Origin of the sequence: Xanthomonas sp. JAI131 (assembly GCF_013410075.1) — a bacterium.
GTDB lineage: Bacteria > Pseudomonadota > Gammaproteobacteria > Xanthomonadales > Xanthomonadaceae > Xanthomonas_A > Xanthomonas_A bonasiae.
Genome location: NZ_JACCCN010000003.1, coordinates 486,964 through 507,452, shown reverse-complemented (window position 1 = coordinate 507,452; position 20,489 = coordinate 486,964). Strand labels below are relative to the sequence as shown.

17 protein-coding genes are annotated in these 20,489 nt (G+C 69.8%); 8 read left to right on the top strand and 9 right to left on the bottom strand.

From position 1 onward, the window contains the following. Window positions 1–340 precede the first annotated feature (340 nt). From HDC36_RS15235 to HDC36_RS15215, 5 genes are all read right to left on the bottom strand, one after another. Window positions 341–1,123, bottom strand: coding sequence for a DUF72 domain-containing protein (locus tag HDC36_RS15235; RefSeq protein ID WP_179568932.1), 783 nt, complete (start codon window positions 1,121–1,123; stop codon window positions 341–343). 96 nt (window positions 1,124–1,219) lie between these two features. Beyond that, complete coding sequence (locus HDC36_RS15230) at window positions 1,220–1,693, bottom strand: SMI1/KNR4 family protein (RefSeq protein ID WP_179568930.1); 474 nt, start codon at window positions 1,691–1,693, stop codon at window positions 1,220–1,222. Window positions 1,694–1,753: 60 nt separating this feature from the next. Further along, complete coding sequence (locus tag HDC36_RS15225) at window positions 1,754–1,999, bottom strand: hypothetical protein (protein ID WP_179568928.1); 246 nt, start codon at window positions 1,997–1,999, stop codon at window positions 1,754–1,756. 32 nt (window positions 2,000–2,031) lie between these two features. Next, window positions 2,032–4,932 carry a pitrilysin family protein gene (locus HDC36_RS15220; protein WP_179568926.1) on the bottom strand — a complete coding sequence of 967 codons (2,901 nt, stop codon included), beginning with the start codon at window positions 4,930–4,932 and terminating at the stop codon, window positions 2,032–2,034. 339 nt (window positions 4,933–5,271) lie between these two features. Further along, entirely contained in the window at window positions 5,272–6,723 is a 1,452-nt protein-coding gene (locus tag HDC36_RS15215; protein ID WP_179568924.1) for a glycoside hydrolase family 5 protein, read from the bottom strand. A gap of 295 nt (window positions 6,724–7,018) precedes the next feature. On the opposite strand from HDC36_RS15215, the gene HDC36_RS15210 reads away from it, so the two are divergent. Then, the gene (locus HDC36_RS15210) at window positions 7,019–8,677 is read left to right on the top strand and encodes a M28 family metallopeptidase (protein ID WP_179568922.1); all 1,659 of its coding nucleotides are present in this window, start codon (window positions 7,019–7,021) and stop codon (window positions 8,675–8,677) included. A 14-nt stretch (window positions 8,678–8,691) separates the two neighbouring features. After that, window positions 8,692–9,228 carry a hypothetical protein gene (locus tag HDC36_RS15205; RefSeq protein ID WP_343204351.1) on the top strand — a complete coding sequence of 179 codons (537 nt, stop codon included), beginning with the start codon at window positions 8,692–8,694 and terminating at the stop codon, window positions 9,226–9,228. 19 nt (window positions 9,229–9,247) lie between these two features. Here HDC36_RS15205 and HDC36_RS15200 read toward each other — a convergent pair whose 3' ends face one another. After that, entirely contained in the window at window positions 9,248–10,840 is a 1,593-nt protein-coding gene (locus tag HDC36_RS15200; protein WP_179568920.1) for an APC family permease, read from the bottom strand. Window positions 10,841–11,119: 279 nt separating this feature from the next. Here HDC36_RS15200 and HDC36_RS15195 point away from each other — a divergent pair, with 279 nt between their 5' ends. From HDC36_RS15195 to HDC36_RS15185, 3 genes are read left to right on the top strand one after another with little or no spacing between them, the layout of a single operon-like run. After that, a complete protein-coding gene (locus tag HDC36_RS15195) occupies window positions 11,120–11,542 on the top strand; it encodes a hypothetical protein (protein WP_179568918.1) in 423 nt (140 codons plus the stop codon). A 10-nt stretch (window positions 11,543–11,552) separates the two neighbouring features. After that, window positions 11,553–12,002 carry a type II 3-dehydroquinate dehydratase gene (locus tag HDC36_RS15190; RefSeq protein WP_179568916.1) on the top strand — a complete coding sequence of 150 codons (450 nt, stop codon included), beginning with the start codon at window positions 11,553–11,555 and terminating at the stop codon, window positions 12,000–12,002. Further along, on the top strand, window positions 11,983–12,201 hold the full coding sequence (locus HDC36_RS15185) for a hypothetical protein (RefSeq protein WP_179568914.1): 219 nt from the start codon (window positions 11,983–11,985) through the stop codon (window positions 12,199–12,201). Before HDC36_RS15190 ends, HDC36_RS15185 begins: the two co-directional genes overlap by 20 nt. 258 nt (window positions 12,202–12,459) lie before the next feature. Here HDC36_RS15185 and HDC36_RS15180 read toward each other — a convergent pair whose 3' ends face one another. Then, entirely contained in the window at window positions 12,460–13,671 is a 1,212-nt protein-coding gene (locus HDC36_RS15180) for an FAD-dependent oxidoreductase (RefSeq protein ID WP_179568912.1), read from the bottom strand. A gap of 224 nt (window positions 13,672–13,895) precedes the next feature. On the opposite strand from HDC36_RS15180, the gene HDC36_RS15175 reads away from it, so the two are divergent. From HDC36_RS15175 to HDC36_RS15165, 3 genes are read left to right on the top strand one after another with little or no spacing between them, the layout of a single operon-like run. Then, window positions 13,896–15,185, top strand: coding sequence for a histidine kinase (locus tag HDC36_RS15175; protein ID WP_179569438.1), 1,290 nt, complete (start codon window positions 13,896–13,898; stop codon window positions 15,183–15,185). Next, complete coding sequence (locus HDC36_RS15170) at window positions 15,178–15,945, top strand: LytTR family DNA-binding domain-containing protein (protein ID WP_179568910.1); 768 nt, start codon at window positions 15,178–15,180, stop codon at window positions 15,943–15,945. Before HDC36_RS15175 ends, HDC36_RS15170 begins: the two co-directional genes overlap by 8 nt. Window positions 15,946–15,987: 42 nt before the next feature. Beyond that, window positions 15,988–16,392 (top strand): hypothetical protein, encoded by a 405-nt coding sequence (locus tag HDC36_RS15165; protein WP_179568908.1) that lies wholly within the window; start codon window positions 15,988–15,990, stop codon window positions 16,390–16,392. A gap of 752 nt (window positions 16,393–17,144) precedes the next feature. Here HDC36_RS15165 and HDC36_RS15160 read toward each other — a convergent pair. Beyond that, on the bottom strand, window positions 17,145–19,238 hold the full coding sequence (locus HDC36_RS15160; protein WP_179568906.1) for a TonB-dependent siderophore receptor: 2,094 nt from the start codon (window positions 19,236–19,238) through the stop codon (window positions 17,145–17,147). A 485-nt stretch (window positions 19,239–19,723) separates the two neighbouring features. Next, window positions 19,724–20,341 (bottom strand): hypothetical protein, encoded by a 618-nt coding sequence (locus HDC36_RS15155; protein WP_179568904.1) that lies wholly within the window; start codon window positions 20,339–20,341, stop codon window positions 19,724–19,726. Window positions 20,342–20,489 lie beyond the last annotated feature (148 nt).

Below are 20,489 nucleotides of genomic sequence, written 5' to 3'. Positions count from 1 at the left end.
CTGGCGATATCGGCCATGCGCCGGTGGGCTTGAATCGGAGCGCGTTGCGGAGACATGCCGGAGGCGATGCAAGAGCGGGGCCAATCGGGCGCCGCCGCCTGCCGGGCTTGGCGCCGCCGCTGCGGGCCGGACGGCGCGGTGCGTCGATGTTGGCCGCTGGCCCGAGTCTGCGGACCTGGCGCACGAAAGCGGAGCGCCTTGCATCGGCGGCAGCCGGGTGCCGACACGGTGTGTCGCGGCTGAAGCCGCTCCTACAGGGGCGGCGAGCGAGTGTCCGGTTCCTGCCGCAGCAGGGCGGGCCCTTGTCCCGCAAACGGCGGGCCCCGGCGGGGCGTGGCGGTCAGCCGGCGGTGCCGGCGCCGAGCGCGCGCAGTTGCGCCTGCAGCGTGGCGGCGTTGGCGAGGGCGTGGCCGAGCGCGGTGTTGTCGAAGATCACCCAGGCTTCGTCCGTGTGCGGCGTGGCGGCGGCGACGCGCTCGGCCAGGCCGCGCAGCGTGTCGTCGGCGTAGTCGCTGTAGTAGACGCGCGGCGCGCCGTGCCAGCGCCAGTAGGCCGGGGCCGCGGTGCCGGTGGGTTGCGCGGCGCTGGCGTTCAGCGCCGGATCGGCGGCGACGCGGGCGATGCGGTGGCGCTGCCACAAGGCCTCGGCGCGCGCGCTGAACCAGCTGGCGTGGCGCGGTTCGCAGGCGATGCCGCCGTGCCAGCGGCGCCGCAGCATGGCGAAGAAGGTGGCGGCGGTGCGCGCATCGAAGGCCAGGCTCGGCGGCAGTTGCACCAGCAGGCAGCCGAGCCTGTCGCCGAGGTGGCCGGCTTCGTCGAGGAAGGTTTGCAACAGTGGCCCCACGCCGGACAGGCGCGCGTCGTGGGTGATGGTGCGCGGCAGCTTGGCCGAAAAGCGGAAGTCCGCCGGCACGCTGTCGGCCCAGCGCTGGTAGGTGGCGGGACGGTGGGCGCGGTAGAAGGTGGAGTTGATCTCGACCGCATCGAAGCGGGTCGCATAGCGTTGCAGCTGGCTGGCGCCGTCGCCGACCAGCGCGCGCTGGGTGCTGGCGATCGACCAGCCGGCGCAGCCGACGCGGATGCGCGGAGCGGGATTGGCGATGCGTGGCGGAGCGGTCGGCATCGAACGGGTAGCGGCGGGAAGGATGTCCGGGATAGCAAGCGCTGCGGCCAGGTGCCGTGAAGGGCATTGCTTGCCATGCTCGTTTTGCTGCCCGGTTCATTCCTCGTCCGCATCCTCCTCGTCGATCAGCCCTTGGACGAACTGAAGGAAATCCGGACAGACAGGCCTTTCGGCGTTGGCCTGGTTTTGCTCCGGGCTGAGGTCGCTGTCGAAGGTGTCGGTGGTGAAATAGCGGACGGCTCCCGTGTCCAGATCCAGACAAAAGAAGTTGCCGCCGCAGTCGTTCGCGAACGGCAGCAGGCGTGCGGGCAGAACCTGTTTCTGCAGCATCAACCGGTAGGTGGACAGCAGCGTGTAGTCGCAATGCGCAATCGGTTTGAACGTGGCGACCTCGATCGGCTCGTAACCATCTTCGCCGACCCAATACGCTCGCTCAGGCATGCCGCCGTTGTACTTGAGGTAGTGCGCCCTGAAAGACGCCGGTAGCTTCCGGTCGATGACGGATTCCAGGTGATCCAGGTCCGCTGGGGTGATGGCCGCTTCGCCATCCGAGAATGTGTTTTCAAGCATCGCGATCTCCGATCGGCAGCAGCGTCCAGGAGGCGAGTCTACTTCTGGGAGGATGCTCGGTCAGCCAGCTTTTCCGGAAACAGGAAGGAACGGCTCGCGGCCGTCGTCCTGACCCTGCACTGCTTGGATGTCGAGCGACCGATGCGTGCAGCGCGCAACGATGGCTGCAATCGGCAGCGCGCTTGCGCGCGTGCCTCTAATGCGAGACTGGGGATCGGGCAGCGTATGCACCACTGCGCGCGCGTCGCCACGCCAAGACGTTCCGGCATCGCGGGCGATCCGCCCGCACGCCGCCTTGCCACGCATGGCCGGGACCTCCCGGCCATGCGCGTGTTGCCTTACTGCTTGCCGGCGGCCTTGGCCTTCGCCTTGACCGGCTGGCCGTCGCTGTCCAGCACCTGCACCTCGCCCAGCTTCAGCGCGCGTACCGGCGCCTCGATCTGCTTGAGATCGCCGACGATCACCCAGGTCATCGCCTGCGGCGCGACGATTTCCTTGATCGCCGCTTCCGCCGCGGTCTGGTCGATGCCTTCCAGGCGCGTCTTCAGGGTCTGCACGTAGTCGTCCGGACGCCCGTACTGGACGATGCTCTCGACCGCGCCCAGCACCGCGCCGGTGGTCTCGAAGCTGCCCGGCAGGGCGCGGATGCGCTGGTTCTTGATCTTGGCGATCTCCTCGGCGGTCAGCGGCTTGTCGCCGACCACGGCCTTGGCTTCCTTCAGGATCTCCGCGGCCGATTCGGCGGTCTTGTCGGTCTGCACCGGGGCGAAGAACAGGAACGGGCGCTGGCCCTGCGCATCCAGCATGAAGCTGTTGGCGCCGTAGGCCCAGCGCTTGTCCTCGCGCAGGTTCATGTTCAACCGCGAGGTGAAGGTGCCGCCGAAGGCGCCGTTGGCCACGCCGATGGCGAGGTTGTTCGGCGCCTTGGTCGACGGCGCCAGCAGGCCGGCCAGGATCAGCGACTGCGGCGCGTCGGCGCGGTTGATCAGGAACACGCGCGGCTTGGGCTGTGCGGCGACCTGCGACAGGGTCTTGCTCGGGCGCGTGGCCGCCGGCGGCTGCCAGTCGCCGAACGCCGCGTCCAGCTGCGGGATGATCTGCGCCAGGGTGGTGTCGCCGGCGACCAGGATGCGCAGGTTGTCCGGGCGCAGCCAGCTGTTCTGGAACGCGGTCAGGTCGCTGGCGCTCAGGCTCTTGATCGCCGTTTCGGTGCCGCTGCCGGTGAGCGGCACGCCGTAGGGATGCTGCGGGCCGTACAGCAGCGGCGGCAGGGTGCGCAGCGCCAGGCCCTGCGGCTGGGTCTTCTCCTGCGCGATGGAGGCCAGCCACTGGCCGCGGATGCGTTCGATGTCCTCGGCCTTGAACGCCGGGTTGCGCACGATGTCGGCGAACAGCGCCAGCGACGGTGCCAGCTGGTCGTTGAGCGCGTCGAGCGAGGCGGCGCAGCTGTCCAGCTCGCACGCCACGCTGGTGATCGCGCCCAGGCGCTGGCGGCGCTGCGCCACTTCCACCGAATCCAGACTGCGGGTGCTCTCGTTCATCAGCGCCGCGGTGAAGTTGGCGGTGCCGAGCTTGCCGCCCTGGTCGGCCGCGTAGCCGGCGTCGAACAGCAGTTCGACCTGGGTCACCGGGATGGTGTGGCGTTCGGCCAGCACCACTTCGATGCCGTTCTTGAGCTTGCCGCGCTGCAGCTGCGGGAAGCTCAGGCTCGGGAACTGGGTGGTCTCCGGGATGCCGGCGGCGCGATCGACCTGGTTCTTGCCGACGCTGTAGCTGGCCTTGGCCGGCAGCGTGGGCGCGGGCTTGCCGTCGGCCGCGGGCAGCGGCTTGACCGCCTTGTCCTCGGCCACCGGGTCGAAGCCGTCGCCGGCCGGCAGCACGGTCAGCAGGTAGTCGCCCTTGCCGAACCAGGTGTCGGCGGCCTTGCGCACGCTGGCCGCGGTGGCCGCCTGCGCGCGCTCCAGGTCGTGCTTGTAGGCGCCCGGATCCTTGCGATAGACCTGGCCCTCGGCCAGGATCGCGGCCTTGCCGGTGAAGCCACCGACCTTCTCCAGGCCGCGCACGAAGCCGGCGCGGTAGTTGACCTGGGCGCGCTGCAGTTCGTCGGCGCTCGGGCCTTCGGCCAGGAATTTCTTCAGTTCGTCGGCAATGGCGGCCTCGACCTTGGCCGGGTCCACGCCGTCCTTCACGTCGGCAGTGATCTGCAGCTGGCTGGCCAGCGCGAACGGCTGGATGCTGGCCGAGACGTCGTCCACCAGATTGTCGCGGTACACCAGGCGCTGGTACAGGCGGCTGGTCTTGCCGCCGCCGAGCACGGTGGTGGCCAGGTCCAGCTGCACGGCGTCGTCGCTGCCCAGCTGCGGCGCCACCCAGGTGCGGTAGATGCGCGGCTGCGCGACATGGTCGTGCTGCACGCCGCGGGTCTGCCTGGCCAGCGGGGTGATCCACGGCTGCTGGCGCGGCACCGGCTTGCCGGCGGGGATGTCGCCGAAGTACTGCTCGGCCTTGGCCTGGGCCTGGGCCACGGTGATGTCGCCGGCCAGCACCAGGGTGGTGTTGGCGGCGCCGTAGTTGTCGTGGAACCACTGCTTGACGTCGTCCAGCGAGGCCGCGTCGAGGTCGGCCATCGAGCCGATGGTGTCGTGCTGGTACGGATGGTTGGCCGGGAAGATGTTGGCCAGGATGTTCTCGTCCACGCGCCCGTACGGACGGTTCTCGCCCTGGCGCTTCTCGTTCTGCACCACGCCGCGCTGGGTATCCAGTTCCTTCTGCCCGATCGCGCCGAGCAGGTGGCCCATGCGGTCCGATTCCATCCACAGCGCCATGTCCAGCGCGGTGGTCGGCACGGTCTCGAAGTAGTTGGTGCGGTCGAACCAGGTGGTGCCGTTCATGTCGGTGGCGCCGACCTTCTCGAACGGCTGGAAATAGGTGCCCTTGTGGTTTTCCGAGCCGGAGAACATCAGGTGCTCGAACAGGTGGGCGAAGCCGGTCTTGCCGGCCGGCTCGTCGCCGGAGCCGATGTGGTACCAGATGCTCACCGCCACCACCGGCGCCTTGTGGTCTTCGTGCACCACCACGGTCAGGCCGTTGGGCAGGGTGAAGCGGGTGTAGGCGATCTCCGGCACGGTGGCCTTGGCCTTGGCCGCCAGTGCCGGCGGCGCGGCGCTGGCCGGTGCGATGGCGGCGCCGACGCCAAGAGTGAGGATGCTGGAGATCAACAACGACAAGGGTCGAAGCATGGGGCCGGGCCTGATGAGGAGAATGGGCCAGCATAGTGGGCGCACGCCGGGCTCGGAACGTGACTTATGGCACAGCGGCGGCGGCCAAGACGCGTTCTCCCGCTCGCCTTGCCGAGCGTCGGGAACCGGGAGAGAGTCGGTGGCGATGGACTTGCCGAGCGAGCCCGTCGCGAGCGATCGTCCGGCGCGACCCCGACGCACTCCCGCACCTGGCGAGGTCCGCATCGAAAGCGCGGCGAGCGCGCTGCGTCGCCGCAAGTGCGAACGGCAGCGTCGTGGGACGCTGCCGTTCGCATTGTCACCGCGCAGTGCGCGCGGCGGCGCTTTCATTGCACGCGGTCAGCGCGCGGCGCAGAAGCCGAATTCGGCGGTGGCGCCGGGCGCCAGGGTCTTGTTCCAGTCCACGCCGGATGCCTTGAGCGTGCTGCCGGACTGCGACCAGGTGGCATTCCACAGGTTGTTGACGGTGCCGCCGATCGACAGGCTGACCGCCCAGTTGCCGCTCGCGCTGCCGGTGTTGGTCACCTGCACGCGGTGGCAATAGCCGGCGTTCCAGTCGCTGTCGACGATGGTCTTGGTGCTGAAGCTGGCGCTGCCCGGGGTCGGCGTGGGCGTGGGCGTCGGCGTTGGAGTAGGCGTCGGCGTCGGCGTCGGTGCCGGCGTGGTGCTGCTGGAATCGCCCCACAGTTTCTTCAGCAGGGTGACCTTGTCGGTGCGCACCGAGGACCAGTCGTCGTTGAGGATGCCGCCGGTGTCGCCGCTGTTCGGATTCCACGACCAGTAGAAGCCGCTGTGGATGCCCTTGCCGATCAGGTAGTCGACCAGCGCGTTCTGCCACTTCACGTCCAGCGCATTGCCCTGGCCGTACTTGCCGCCGAACTCGCCGAGCAGCAGCGCGTGGCCGGACTGCACGAACTGGCCGAAGTGCTGCTCCCAGATCGCCGGCATGTTGGCCGGGAAATTGGAGGCGCTGAAATAGGACTGCATGAACACGTCCGGGCCGTACACGTGCGGCGCCAGCAGCAGGCGGTTGGCCGGGATGTTCAGCGCGGTGCAGGCCAGCGGCTCCAGGTTGCCGCCCCAGAAGTGGCCGCCGCTGCTGGAGCAGTTGCCGTTCTCGCCGATGCCTTCGACCACGATCAGCCATTTCGGCGCCACCTTCAGCACCGCCGCCGAGGCGCGCTCGGCAGCCTTGTTCCAGTCGGTGGCGGCGTTGCCGCTGCCCCAGGTGGCGGCGCCGTGCGGCTCGTTCTTCAGGTCCAGGCCGATCACGCCCGGCACGCTTGCGTAGCGCTTGGCGACGAAGGTCAGGTCGGCGAGCCATTGCTGCTCGCTGTAGGAGGAGGTGTACCACAGCTCGGAAATCGCGTTGCAGTCCGGCGTGTGGTGATCGAGCAGCACGTACATGCCGCGGCTGCTGAGTTCGTTGATCACCTTGTCCATCACCTGCAACGCGCTCAGGCCCTGCAGGTCCGGATTGAGGCCGTAGTCGATGCTGCTCGGCGCGGTGCCGTTCAAGGTCTGCGGGCAGAACGGCAGGCGCACGGCGTTGAAGCCCAGGCCCTGCATCTGCGTGATCATGTCCTTCCAGTTGCGCGCCCACAGGCCGTGCACGCTGTGCACGTTGGTCTCGAAGCCGAACCAGTTGACGCCGCGCAGCTGCACGGGATTGCCGCTGTCGTCCACCACCTTGCCGCCGTTGATGGCGTAGCTCCAGGCCGAACCGCTGGCCGCCAATAGCGCCGCGGCCAGCAGGCAGCGGGTGATGCGGGATTTTTTCGACGTCGACATCTCTCTGGTTCTCCGAAAACGGTCGGTCCAAGACGGAACGGCCAAAGGTGGGGGCGCCGGCGGGGCGCATGGCGGCCATCATCGGTAGCCGATGCGGCGGGCGTCGTGATTGCCGGCACAGAAGGGCGGCTTGTCCACGAGCGCTGCGATGCGCTTGGCGAGCGCGGCGATTAGAGCATGCGCAGATGGCAATCCGAGCAGTGCGTCACGTCTTTCCGGGTGGTGCCGGCCCTGCTTGGCCGCTCGCCGCCGGCGTCGCTACACTCGGGCGGGTACATCCATCCAAGGGGCAAGAGTGAAGCGACCGATCATGGGCATGCTGGCGCTGGCGATTTCCGGCGCACTGATGGCGGCGCCGCCGTCGGCACCGAATTTCGACACCAAGCGCATTTCCGCCGACGTCAAGACGCTGTCCTCCGACGCGTACGAAGGCCGTGCGCCGGCCACGCCGGGCGAGGACAAGACCGTGGCCTACCTGAGCGCGCAGTTCCAGGCCGCGGGCCTGCAGCCGGGCGGCGACCTGCAGGACGGCAAGCGCCTGTGGACGCAGGCGGTGCCGCTGCGCCGCGCCGACATCGTCGGCACGCCGCAGGTGGCGGTCGAGGCCGGCGGCCAGCGCCAGGCGCTGACCCAGGGCCAGCAGATCGCCGTGCGCGCCGCGCTCGACGGCAGCAGCCAGGTCGCCATCGACGGCGCGCCGCTGGTGTTCGTCGGCTACGGGGTCAAGGCGCCGGAACGCGGCTGGGACGACTTCAAGGGCGTGGACCTGAAGGGAAAGATCGCGGTGGTGCTGATCAACGACCCGGACTTCGAGACCGGCAAGGGCGCGTTCGACGGCAAGGGCATGACCTACTACGGCCGCTGGACCTACAAGTACGAAGAGGGCGCGCGGCAGGGCGCGGCCGGCGTGCTGATCGTGCACGAGACCGCCCCGGCCTCCTACGGCTGGGCCACGGTGGCCAGCTCCAACACCAACAGCATGTTCGACGTGGTCCGCGACGATCCCAAGGCCGCGCATCCCACGCTCGAAGGCTGGATCCAGCGCGACCTGGCGGTGGACCTGTTCAAGCGCGCCGGGCTGGATTTCGAGGCCTTGAAGAAGCAGGCGCAATCGCGCGAGTTCAAGCCGGTGGAACTGAAGGGCGAGCGCCTGCATGCCGACTACGCGGTGAAGTCGGAGGTCATCACTTCGCACAACGTGGTCGCGCGGCTGCCCGGCAGCACCCATCCGGACGACAGCGTGATCTACACCGCGCACTGGGACCACATCGGCGTCGGCGCGCCCGACGCCAACGGCGACCGCATCTTCAACGGTGCGCTGGACAACGCCAGCGGCACCGCCGCTTTGCTGGAACTGGCCCGCGTGTTCGCCAAGGGCCCGGCGCCGCAGCGCTCGGTGGTGTTCCTGGCGGTCACCGCCGAGGAGAAGGGCCTGCTCGGCTCGGAGTACTACGCGTCCAAGCCGCTGTATCCGCTGGCGCGCACGGTGGCGGTGATCAACATGGACGGCATGAGCCCGTTCGGCCCGTCGCGCGATTTCGGCATCTACGGCACCGCCAAGCTGGACCTGCTCGACGATCTGAAGACGGTCGCCAAGCGCTGGGACCTGCGCTACACGCCGGACCCGAAGCCGGAAGCCGGCTACTTCTTCCGCTCCGACCACTTCTCCTTCGCCAAGCGCGGCGTGCCGGCGCTGTCGTTCTCGGCCGGGCAGGATTGGGTGGATGGCGGGGTCAAGGCCGGCAAGGCGGCGTCGGACGACTACACCGCCAAGCGCTATCACCAGCCCGGCGACGAATGGCTGCCGAGCTGGACCTTCGCCGGCGCCGCGCGCGACCTGCAGGTGCTGTACACGCTGGGCAGCGAGCTGGCCAACTCGCCGCAATGGCCGAACTGGAGCAGCGACTCGGAGTTCCGCGCCACCCGCGACGCCAGCGCGGCGCAGCGGCAGTGAGCCGGGGCTGAGGCGTGTCCGCCGACCCGCCGGACGCCGCGCCGGCGGCGCCGGACACGCTCCACCCGCCTGCGCCTGCGGTCGGGCAAGACCCCCTGCCCGATGCGGCCGATGGCGTCGACCCGCTGCATCCCGGATTGGTGCGCACCGGCGTGGTGCTGGCGTTCCTGATCGGGGGGCCGCCGCTGGGAACGTTCGTGGTGGCGCTGCCGCTGTTGCTGTTCGGCGCATTGGATGGCGGCGACGCGCCGATCGATGCGCTGGCGGGGGCGCTGGCGATCTCGCTGTTTTCCTATCTGTTCGGCGCGGTGCCGGCGCTGCTGACCGGCGCTGTCGCCGCGTGGTACTGGCCGCGGCTGCACGGCTGGCGCGCGCATGCGCGGATCGGCGTGGTCGGGCTGCTGCTGTCGCTGATCTGCCTCGGCATCGCGTTCGCGGTACTGGACACGCGGCGCGATTTCATCGAGACCTTCACCATGGCGTTGCTGTGCAGCCTGCCCGGGTTCGTCGGCGCCACGCTGGTCTCGCGCCTGCTGCAGGCGCTGCGCTGACCCCGCGCCGACGCCGGCCTCAGCCGGCGCTGGCCTGCTGCAGCGACGGGGTGCGCCAGCCGGCGCGCACGCCCCAGAAATAGAAGCCCAGCGCGACCACGCCGACCACGACCAGGTCCGGCCCATAGGACAGGTAGCCATGGCCGCCGAAGGTGGTGCTGCCGGCCCACGACAGCAGCGCGATGGTCGGCAGGTAGGCGATCAGCCAGCTGGCGCCGCGCAGGTGCTTGCCGAAGTCCTTCCAGCCCTGGCGGTGCTGGTAGTAGGCGTACACCGGCAGCGCCACCAGCATCAGCACGATGATCTCGCCGGTCAGCGGCCAGCGCGCCCAGTACAGCAGCTCGGTGGCCAGCACGAACGCGGTGGCGGCCAGCACCGGCAGGCCGAAGATGCGCAGCGGGCGGTGCATCTCCGGCGCGTGCCGGCGCAGCGCCATCGCGCTGATCGGGCCGGTCAGGTAGGAGATGATCGTGGCCACCGAGATCACCGCCGCCAGCGTGCCCCAGCCGCGGAAGAAGAACAGGAACAGGTAGGACACCGCCAGGTTGAAGAACATCGCCGGGCGCGGCACGCCCCAGTGCGGATGCAGCTTGCCCAGTACCGCCGGCAGGGTGCCGTTGCGTTCCATGCCGTAGATCATCCGCGCGGTGGTCGCGGTGTAGGTGATGCCGGTGCCGCTGGGGCTGACGAAGGCGTCCACGTACAGCAGCATCGCCAGCCAATGCAGGTTGACGATGATCGCCAGCTGCGCGAACGGCGAGCGGAAATCGATGCCGTGCCAGCCGGCCTTGGCCAGCAGTTCCGGCGGCACCGCGCCGATGTAGGCCACCTGCAGGATCAGGTAGATCACCGTGGCCAGCGCGATCGAGCCGAGCACCGCGAACGGGATGCTGCGCCCGGGATCGCGCGCTTCGCCGGCCAGGTTCACCGGGCTCTGGAAGCCGTTGAAGCTGAACACGATGCCGGCGGTGGCCACCGCGGTCAGCACCGCGGCGAAATCGATCGTATGCGTGCCGCCGTGCAGGCCGACGCTGAAGTTCTCGCTGTGGAACCCGCTGGCGATCAGCGCCACGCCGGTCAGCGCCGGCACCACCAGCTTGAACACGGTGATCAGGCTGTTGGAGCGCGCGAACAGCTTCACGCTCCAGAAGTTCAGCAGGAAATACACCAGCACCAGCGCCGCGGCGATGTACAGGCCGGGCACCGACAGCTCGCCGGCGCCGCCGGGCTGCTGCACGTACAGATCCTGCGCCCACTGCCACGGCCACGAGGCCATGTACTGCACCGAGGCCTCGGCCTCGACCGGGATCACCGACACGATCGCGATCCAGTTGGCCCAGCCGGCGATGAAACCGACCAGCGAGCCGTGCGAGTAGTGGCTGTAGCGGACCATGCCGCCGGACTCGGGGAACATCGCACCCAGTTCGGCATAGGCCAGGGCGATGGTGGTGACGATCGCCGCGCCCAGCAGCCAGGCCCAGACCGCGCCGGGGCCGGCCAGCCCGGCCGCGCGCCAGGCGCCGAACAGCCAGCCGGAGCCGATGATCGAACCCAGGCCGGTCAGCATCAGGGCGAATGGGCCGACATCGCGGCGCAAGGCGGTTTGGGTCATGGAAGGTTCCTGGCGGCGTCGGCAGCGGGAAACCGGAGATGATCGCAGATGCGGCCGGGCGTCGCACGGCCGGGATTCGGGATTGGGGATTGCGGGATTCGTAAAGGCGATGGTCGCGAAGCGGGGGCGCTATCGGCTTGGATTTTTCCAATCCCGAATCCCCAATCCCCAATCCCGGCACTTCTTACGCAAGCTTTACGCCCCAGCCGCCTACCGCAATGGCGCGCTTACGCGGCACAGGCCTAGAGTCTGCAGCGTCCTTTCCGTTGGATGTGTTCCATGTCGATTCTGGTGATTCAAGGCCCGCACCGCGATGCGCCGGCCATTGCCGTTGCGCGGCGCCTGGCCGGCGCGTCCGGCGCCCGGGTGGTGCCGGTGGCCTGTGCCGATGCGGCGCAGATCGTGGCGCGGCTGCAGCAGGGTGCGCACGACGAGACCGAACTGGTGCTGCTGGACTCCGGCGAGCTGCCGGCCGCGGACCTGGCCGATCACGGCGCGCACCTGCGCGAGGCGCTCGATGCGCTGGGCCATCCCTACATCGAAGTGCACGACGCCAGCGCGCAGGCGCTGGAGCCGCTGCTGCATCCGCGCCACGCGCCGCTGCTGACGGTGATCGCCAATGGCGCGCTCGCCGACAGCTATGCGATCGCGCTGGGCGTGGCCGCGCGCCATCTCGGCGCGCGTGCGGCGCTGGCCAACTGAGGGCGCCGCCATGTCGATCCTGTTGTTGCGCGGCCCGGACTGCGTGGCCGGCCATCGCGGTCGCCCCGCGCGCATTGCGCCGCGGGTGATGCGGCAATTGCTCGAGCACGCCGGCCGTGCCGGCAAGACCCTGGCGGTGCGCGGCTGCGCTAGCGAGAGCGAACTGCTGCAGGCGCTGGCCCAGGCCGACGCGGCGGCGGTGGAAATGCTGCTGCTGGATCCGGGCGCGTGCTCGGACAGCGCCGCCACCGCCGCCGCGGTCGCGCACCTCGGCCGGCCGTACGTGGAAGTGCACGACGATGCCTGCGACCAGCGCGAGCCCTGCCTGTGCGCGGCCTCGCGGCAGCGTGTGGGGCAGGTCGGCGGCTATTGCGCGCAGAGCTACGCGCTGGCCTTGTCGATCGCGCTGGAACACCTGGGCTGCAACGGCTACGAAGGCGATGTCCACGTCGGCACCTGAGCGCGCGCGCCACTACCTGGCCGACTACGATGCCTACAGCTTCGGCCAGCGCGTGGCCTGGGGCACGCTGGCGCACAGCTGGGACGACGCTGCGCCGCTGGACCCGCAACGCCTGCTGCAGCAGCTGCGCGCGCAGGCCGCGCAGCGGCACGGCGTGGACAGCGACGAGATCCGCATTCGCAGCGTCAGCCGGCTGTAGCGCACGTCCACGCCACGCATGCCGGCTGGTCGCGGAGGCGACAGCAAGGCGAGCGCATGCTGGCCGCGAGCGAAGCGCATGCACCGCGCCCGCGGATCCAGACGACGGGGTTTCGGCAATGCCGCGGCCGCCTCGGCGTGACAAGCGAACCAGCGCGCTGCGGCGCGGAGGCGGCGTATCCGTTTACCGAGGCGCTCCGGCTCCTGCGAACCGACGCCGCGGCCACCACCGCGTGGCCGACGTGCGCCGCGGCGCCGCTTACGCGAACAGGGTGGCCAGCCGCGCCACCGCCGCTTCCGAGGCGGCACGGTCGGGAGTGGCATCGGGATTGCCGAAATCGCCATCGGCCTGCGCCTGCACCAGGATGCCGTCGCGGCGCGGCACCACGTTGAGGTTGTGGCCGCGATAGACCAGCCCGTACGTCACTTCCGGCTGCGGCACCAGCCGCGCGGTCTGTCCGCGCACCGGCACCAGGCTGTCGTCGCCGAGCAGGGCGCGCGCGCCGTAGCCGGTGGCGTTGACCAGGGTCTTCTCGCGCAGGTCGGCGAACTGGCGCGGGCTTGCGAACTCGCGCGTCTCGATCTCGCCGCCGGCGGCGAGGAAATCGTCCAGCAGCAGCCGCGCGTAGGCGCTGATGTTGAACACCAGTTGCGTGTAGCGGCGCACGTGCGCCACCCGGAACGGATGCTGGCCTGCCGCCAGCGGCTGCGAGCGCGGGCCCAGGTCGGCCAGATACTGCGCCTCCAGCGGCGGGTAGTCGGGTTCGCCATTGCCGCCATGGCCGCTGGGCTGGTCGAACGGCACATCCGACAGCACATAGCCGTCGCGCCACTCGATCGGGTCGCCGGGCAGGCCGAGCAGGTTCTGGTACATGTCGAACGACGTGCGCGCCATCCGCTCCCAGCGCCGCCCGAACTCGGGCGTGGCGTAGGCGCTGCTGCACACCCGCGAATCCGGCGACCACACCCCGGTGGCGAACGAGGAACGCACTTCCGGCGGCCGCTCCCTGGCGTAGATGCGCACGCGCAGCCCGGCGCGCTGCGCGACCAGCGCGGTGGTCAGGCCGATCGCGCCGCAGCCGATCACCGCCAGCTGGGTCTGGCCGGTGGCGCGCGCCAGCTGCGTGGCGATCGCCGCCGATCCCCACGACAGCGACCAGCCGCTGCCGCCATGGCCGTAGTTGTGGATCACGGTCTTGCGGCCGATGCGTTCGGCCTCGATGCGCGGCCCCTGCGCGCGGAACGGCCGCGTGCACGCGTGCAGCGCGACGATGCGGTCGGCGCTGGCGCGGATCGGCGCCAGCGGCGCCGGCGCCGCGAAGGCGGCCGCGGGGGCGGACGCCGGGGGAAGGCGCGGCAGCGGCGCTGGCTGCGGCACCGCGGCGCCGCGCCGCGGCTGCGCGAGCAGGGGACCGGCGCCGAAGGCGGTGGCGGCCAGTGCGCCGCTGCGCAGGAAGTGTCGTCGGTGCATGCCGGACTCCTGATCGTGACGGGCGAAGTCTAAGCGAGCGTGCGCGCCCGCGTCGCTGCGGCATGCCCGCGATAGGCGCGCGCGGACGCACGGCCGACGCGGCGCCGCGGTTTGGCTCCGCCGATCCGAGGTTCCGTCCGCACGTGCATGGTTTTGTCGCAAGGGGACTGGCGGCCTGCGCTGCCGCGGCTATGCTCGCGGCCATGTCACCGATCCCCGCCGCCATGTTTTCCAGCGTGTCCCTGATTCTCCGCCTGCTGTGCGCCTGGGTCGCGGCGGTGATCGTCGCCGGCTTCGTCTGGAGCGGCCTGTTCTACGGCATGGAAGACCGGCCCGGCTGGTTCTTCGGCCTGCTGGCGATGCTGCTGATGCTGTCGGCGCTGGTCGCCGGCATCACCCATCTGCGCCGGGTCTGGCTGATCGCCGGGCGGCTGGACAACGCCACCCTGTCCAGCCGCCAGCGCCGCCAGATCGAGATCCCGCTGGACACCCGCGAGGCGTTCGCGCTGGTCGATGCGGCGGTGCGCGAACTGCCGCGGGTGGAAGAGGTCGAGAGCGCCGCCGACAGCCTGCAGGTGCGCGCCAAGGTGCGTCGCATCGATCCGTACAACGGCCGCACGCCATCGCGCTGGAACCTGGCCGCACGCTTCGCGGTCAAGCGCAACCAGGTGCTGGCGACGCTGACGCCCGGCGCCGGCACCAGCAGCCTGACCCTGCTGCTGGAACCGGACGCCAGTGCCTGGATCGACCTGTTCGCGGTCGACGAGGGCAGCAACTACGAGAACGCCGAGGCGCTGAGCCGCGCGGTGGCGCGCCGCGTCGCCGAGTTGCGCCGCGACGAGCAGGCCGCCGCCAAGCAGGCCGCCACCGATCAGGAGCTGACCGTGGCGCGGCTGAATCTGCTGCACGCGCAGGTCGAGCCGCACTTTCTGTACAACACCCTGGCCAGCGCGCAGGTGCTGGCGCGCACCGATCCGCCGCGCGCCGACCTGATGCTCGGTTACCTGATCCAGTACCTGCGCCGCTCGCTGCCCAGCGCCGAGGACGCGCTGAGTTCGCTCGCCGAGGAACTGGAACGCACCCAGGCCTACCTGGAGATCCTCAGGATCCGCATGGGCGCGCGGCTGCAGCTGGAACTGCAGGTGCCGGAAGCGATGAAGACCCTGCCGCTGCCGTCGATGATGCTGCAGACCCTGGTCGAGAACGCGATCAAGCATGGCCTGGAACCCAAGCCCGGCGGCGGCACGGTCTGGATCCTGGCGCGCGCGTTCGACGACCACGCCACCATCACCGTCGCCGACGACGGCCTGGGGTTCAACAGCCAGTCCAGCGGCACCGGCATCGGCCTGAAGAACCTGCGCGAGCGCCTGCGCCTGACCTATGCCGGCGCGGCCACGTTCGCGATCGTGTCCAACTTCCCGAGCGGCGTGGCCGCGACGATCACCTTGCCGTATCCGCCGTCGCCGTCGTCACCCCCGCCGCCGCCGCTGCCGTCAGGAGCCGGTCATGGTTGACGCCGTCATTGCCGAAGACGAGGAACTGCTGCGCACCGCACTGGTCGGGCTGCTCGGCGACGTCTGGCCGCAGCTGCGCATCGTCGCCGAATGCGAGGACGGCGCCAGCGCGCTGGAGCGCCTGGCCGAGCACCAGCCGGACGTGGCCTTCCTGGACATCCGCATGCCCGGCCTGAGCGGCATAGAGGTGGCGCGCGCGCTGGGCGAGTTGAGTCCGCGCACGCAGGTGGTATTCGTCACCGCCTACGACCAGTACGCGATCGATGCGTTCGAGCAGGGCGCGGTGGACTACCTGCTCAAGCCGATCGTGCGCGAGCGCCTGCAGGCGACCGTGCAGCGGCTGCAGGCGCGCGCCGCGCAGGGGCCGGACGTGGCGGTGCTGGATGCGCTGCTGCAACGCCTGGGACAACGCCCGCCATCGCCCAGCGCACCGCCGCCGCTGGCCTGGATCACCGCCAACAGCGGCCGCGAGACGCGGCTGATCCTGCTCGACGACGTGGTCTATTTCCAGGCCGACAACAAGTACACCACGGTGCTGACCCGCGACGGCGAAGCGCTGCTGCGCACGCCGCTGCGCGAACTGCTGGAGGTGCTGGATCCGGCCGCGTTCCGGCAGATCCACCGGTCCACCATCGTCAACCTGAAAGCGGTGGCCTCGGTGGTCCGCGACGACACCGGCAAGGGCCGGATGAAGCTGCGCCACCGCGACGAAGTGCTGACCGTCAGCCTGCCGTACATGAGTCTGTTTCGCGGCATGTAAGCGCCGCCTCCCGCATCTCCGCACTGGAACAAGGAATTCGCCATGCGTCTGCTCTCCGCGCTGTGGTCGTGTCTGCTCGGCATCGTCGGATGCCAGGGTCACGCCACCTTCGACCTGTCCACCGACGCCCACCGCGAGACCGTGGTGCACACCAGCGAGCGCGGGGCCGCGGTGATCTTCAGCCGCACCAGCTACCGCGGTGGGCTGGCCACGTTCCGCTGCGTCGACAGCCGCAGCGGGCGCTGCCACTACCAGGTCTACGCCGCCTGCGCGGCGCCGACCGCGGCGGCCGGCAATGCAGCGGCGGCCCGGTGCGCGCCGCGCATGCTGCAGGAGTTCGACCTGCAGGTCGGCCAGCGCCGCGAGATCGGCGGCCTGCCGCGCGACTTCGGCCAATGCGTCGCGCCCGAGGCATCGGCCGCGCCGCAGCCGTGCGCGCAGGGCTGAGGGGCGGCTGGCGTCTCGGGACTGGGGCTCCGCTACTGTTGCGGTTTCTGACTCCGCGCGTCGCGACTGAAGTCGCTCCCACAAGGGCCTTGCGGCCGATCGGCTAGATGCACTGTGGGGAACTTCAGTCCCGACTGTTTCCGAAGCCGGATAGCAGCATGGCTTCGTTCGTCGCGGCTGAAGCCGCTCCTACAGGAAGCTCGCGGGCGACTCCCGGGGTGCACTGTAGGAGCGGCTTCAGCCGCGACAGGTTGCCAAAGTCGCAGCGGCTTTTGACTCCGCGCGTCGCGACTGAAGTCGCTCCCACAAGGTGCTTGCGGCCGACCGGCTAGGTGCGCTGTGGGGAACTTCAGTCCCGACTGTTTCCGAAACCGGATAGCAGGATGGCTTCGTTCGTCGCGGCTGAAGCCGCTCCTACAGGAAGCTCGCGACCGACTCGCCGGGTGCACTGTAGGAGCGGCTTCAGCCGCGACAGGTTGCCAAAGTCGCAACGGTTTCTGACTCCGCGCGTCGCGACTGAAGTCGCTCCCACAAGGGGCTTGCGACGAGCCGGCTGGGTGCACTGTGGGAGGGACTTCAGTCCCGACTGTTTCCGAAGCCGGATAGCAGAATGGCTTCGTTCGTCGCGGCTGAAGCCGCTCCTGCAGGAAGCGCGCGGGCGACTCGCCGGGTGCACTGTAGGAGCGGCTTCAGCCGCGACATGGCGCCGGGGCCGCTGAGCTTCCTGCCAGGAGCAACACGCGCTCGGCAGCTCAATAATCCACGCCCACCGAGAACAGCAGCGTGCGCGGGTCGCCCAGTGCCACGGCGCGCTGCAGGCCGCCGGCGAAATAGTCGCGGTCGAACGCGTTCTTCAGGTTCAACGCATAGCGCCAATGGCCCTGGCGGTAGGCGAGGCCGGCATCGAACACCGCGTAGCCGGGAATGCGATGGCCGTAGGCGGTCTTCTCGCCTTCGGCGCGCGCACCGCCGCTGAAGGTCCAGCCGTCGTCCGCGCCGTGCGGCGCGTACTGCAGCCACAGCGAGCCGCTGTGCTTGGGCACGTTGTACAAACGGTCGCCGACGGTGGTGACGCTCTGTCCGCCGTCGTCGGTGACCACTGCATCGGTGTAGGCATAGCCGGCGAACAGGCTGACCCCGCTGCCCAGGTCGGCGGCGGCGTTGAACTCCAGGCCGCGGCTGCGCTGCTCGCCGACCGCGATGCTGTAGCCGTCGTTGACCGGATCGGTCTGCAGCACGTTGCGCCGGCGCAGGTCGTACAGCGCCACGCTCAGGCTGGTGCCCGCGTCCAGTTCCATCTTCACCCCCAGCTCCACCTGGCGGCCATGCTCCGGATCGAACTGCGCGCCCTGCGCGTCGGTGCCGACGTTGGGATAGAACGAGGTTGCGACGCTGGCATAGGGGTGCAGCCCGCCGCCGGCATCGAACATCAGCGCGGCCGAGCCGGTGGTGGCGCTGGCGTCGTTGCGCGTGTTGGTTCCCGTCAGGTAGTCCTCGCTGAGGTTGCGGCTGCGGTCGTGGCGCACGCCCAGCAGCAGCTGCCAATCGGGCGTGAACTGGATGCGGTCGCGCAGGTACAGGCCGCCGGAGGTGACCACGCTGAGGTTGTCGCGGCTGGGCGTGGCCGGGCAGGTGACCGCGCCGCCATAGACCGGCGCGTACACGTCCAGCGTGCCGACCCGGCAGGTGGACTGCACGTTCCATTCCCAGGTCTTGAACGCGTCCACGCCGGCGGTCAGCGTGTGCTGCCAGGCGCCGGTGGCGAAGCCGCGCTGCAGGTAGGTGTCCTGTACCCAGGTGCGTCCGTCGTAGTGCTGGTCGGTGGCGGTACGGCGCAGCGTGCGCAGGTCGGCGGCCAGGCCGTTGTTGGCGATGATGAAGCCGTCCAAGCCGAATTCCTGCCAGCGCGCGGCGTGGTGCAGGGTCCAGCCGTTGTCGAAGCGATGGTCCAGCACGTAGCCGATGCGGCTTTGGTGGCTGTGGTACGGCGGCTGGGTGGGTTCGCCGGTGAACAGCGAGCGATCGATCTTGCCGTTGGGATTGGCCTCGGCGCTGCCTTCCCAGGGCAGGCCCTGCTGGCGGATGTAGTCGCGTTCCTGGTAGCTGGTGAGGAGCACGAAGTCGGTGCGCTCGCCCAGGTCCAGCGACAGCGCCGGTGCGATCCAGCGACTGCGGAAGTACACGTGGTCGGTGGGATCGTCCGCATTCATCGCCAGGCCGTTGAGCCGCAGCGCGGTCTTGCCGTTGGCCGACAGCGGCTGGTTCAGATCGAAGCTGCCCTGCTGCAGGCCATCGCTGCCCACGCCCAGTTCGGCGCGGCGCAGCGGCGTGGCTTCGGGCCGCTTGCTGACCAGGTTGACCAGCCCGCCCGGCAGCACCTGGCCGTACAGCAGCGAGGCCGGGCCCTTCAGCACTTCCACCTGCTGCATGCCGAACAACTGCTCGGCGACGCGGTTGTTGGAGGCGGTGCGCAGGCCATCGACGAACAGCGAGTCGGACGCGGTCTGGCCGCGGATGATCAGGTCGTCCCAACCGCGCCGGCCATAGGTGTTGGCGACCACGCCGGAGACGTTGTGCAAGGCATCGGCCAGGGTCTGCGCCTGCTGGCTGTCCAGCAGCGCGCGCGGTACCACGGTGATCGAGAAGGGCGTCTGCGCCAGCGGCGTATCCGACTTGTCGGACTGCGCCGGCCTGGTGCTGCGGAAGCCGCTGTCGGCTGCCTCGGCGCGGACCTGCACCGCAGGCAGGGCGGTGGCCTGCGCGGTATCGGCGGTGTCGGCGGCGCGCGCAGCAGTGGAAGCCGCCATGCCGAGCAGGCAGGCGAACGGGAGGGGGTGCAGTTTCATCGAGACCGTGGGGTGGGGAGGGGCTAATCGAGAATGATTATATTTCGCGATGTGGCGATTGCGAAGACCCGTCCGTCGGCGCCGGGCACTCGCCAGGCAAGGGCAAGCCGCGGCCGCGCACGCGGGCGGTCGGGCAAGCGGGGACGTTTGCTGCAGCGGCGGCCGATGATCGAGAAGGCCGGACCGGCACTTACGGCAGCGGCGCATCCAGGGCGCTGCTGGCGACAGGCAGCCCTGAGCTGTCGCCAGGACAGCGCAGGCGCTCCAGCGCGGATGACGCCGGCGCTGGGGGCTGCGGCGCCGATGCCGGCGCTGTGTGCGTCGCGGTGGATGCGTCAGTGCGGTGCCCTGACGACATCAGGGTGCGGCGGTGGCCGCCATGGCGGTGGCCGGCAGGCACCGTCGCGCCCGTCGCCAATGTCGAGGCGGATGCAACGCGCGTGCTGTGGATCCGCACGCGATCGCTGGGATGCGCGTCGGCCGGCTCAGCCGGCGACGCGGAGCACGCCGTTCTGGCCGCCAGGCGGCACGCCCTCGAACTGGATCAGCGCGGCGACCAGTTCGGCATGCAGGCGGATGCGGCCCATCTCGCGCATGATGCGGATGTCCTCGTGACGCAGTTCGCGATTGGCGACCACCTCGCGCTTGTACTCGAGGATCTCCGGATACTTGCGCGCCATGTTCAGCGCATCGGCGACGCACTCCACGGTATCCGCGTCGGCCGACAGCGGCTCGCGGCTATTGAAGGCGGTGAGCCAGCGCTCGAAGCCGGCGGTGCGGTCGAACATGTTGGCGATGAACCAGATCACGAACAGGATCGCGACCCAGGAACTGACCACGATGACGATGCGCGAGAAGGTCAGGTGGTAGTCGTGCTGCCACAGCTGGTTGGTGATGACGCCCAGGATGATCAGCGAAATCGCCTGCCAGCCGATGATCGAGACCACCAGCCACTGCTGCTTGGCCTTGGCCAGCAGATCCACTTCCGAGCGCAGCTGCGCTTCGCTCTTGTGCTGCCAGTGCGCGACCTGTTCCGGGAACGAGCGCTGGTGCAGCGCGTTGTCCTCCAGCAACAACCCCAACCCCTTGAACAAAGCGATCATGACAGGCTCCCTGCAGATGCGGTGGCGGACGGCGGTGTCTCGGGCGATCTTGAAGCAGCTTCTTTCTAGCACAGTGGCCGGAATTGGCATGTTGCAGATGCACATGAAGGCCGTGCGACGCTGCGCTGTTGCGGCCGGGAGCCCTGGG

Bases quoted from the DNA above. Each gene is read 5' to 3' on its own strand.
- HDC36_RS15185 (WP_179568914.1), top strand. From the start codon at position 11,983: ATGTCCACGTCGGCACCTGAGCGCGCGCGCCACTACCTGGCCGACTAC.
- HDC36_RS15220 (WP_179568926.1), bottom strand. From the start codon at position 4,932: ATGCTTCGACCCTTGTCGTTGTTGATCTCCAGCATCCTCACTCTTGGC.
- HDC36_RS15215 (WP_179568924.1), bottom strand. From the start codon at position 6,723: ATGTCGACGTCGAAAAAATCCCGCATCACCCGCTGCCTGCTGGCCGCG.
- HDC36_RS15195 (WP_179568918.1), top strand. From the start codon at position 11,120: ATGTCGATTCTGGTGATTCAAGGCCCGCACCGCGATGCGCCGGCCATT.
- HDC36_RS15235 (WP_179568932.1), bottom strand. From the start codon at position 1,123: ATGCCGACCGCTCCGCCACGCATCGCCAATCCCGCTCCGCGCATCCGC.
- HDC36_RS15230 (WP_179568930.1), bottom strand. From the start codon at position 1,693: ATGCTTGAAAACACATTCTCGGATGGCGAAGCGGCCATCACCCCAGCG.
- HDC36_RS15170 (WP_179568910.1), top strand. From the start codon at position 15,178: ATGGTTGACGCCGTCATTGCCGAAGACGAGGAACTGCTGCGCACCGCA.
- HDC36_RS15200 (WP_179568920.1), bottom strand. From the start codon at position 10,840: ATGACCCAAACCGCCTTGCGCCGCGATGTCGGCCCATTCGCCCTGATG.
- HDC36_RS15160 (WP_179568906.1), bottom strand. From the start codon at position 19,238: ATGAAACTGCACCCCCTCCCGTTCGCCTGCCTGCTCGGCATGGCGGCT.
- HDC36_RS15190 (WP_179568916.1), top strand. From the start codon at position 11,553: ATGTCGATCCTGTTGTTGCGCGGCCCGGACTGCGTGGCCGGCCATCGC.
- HDC36_RS15180 (WP_179568912.1), bottom strand. From the start codon at position 13,671: ATGCACCGACGACACTTCCTGCGCAGCGGCGCACTGGCCGCCACCGCC.
- HDC36_RS15165 (WP_179568908.1), top strand. From the start codon at position 15,988: ATGCGTCTGCTCTCCGCGCTGTGGTCGTGTCTGCTCGGCATCGTCGGA.
- HDC36_RS15155 (WP_179568904.1), bottom strand. From the start codon at position 20,341: ATGATCGCTTTGTTCAAGGGGTTGGGGTTGTTGCTGGAGGACAACGCG.
- HDC36_RS15225 (WP_179568928.1), bottom strand. From the start codon at position 1,999: ATGCGTGGCAAGGCGGCGTGCGGGCGGATCGCCCGCGATGCCGGAACG.
- HDC36_RS15175 (WP_179569438.1), top strand. From the start codon at position 13,896: ATGTTTTCCAGCGTGTCCCTGATTCTCCGCCTGCTGTGCGCCTGGGTC.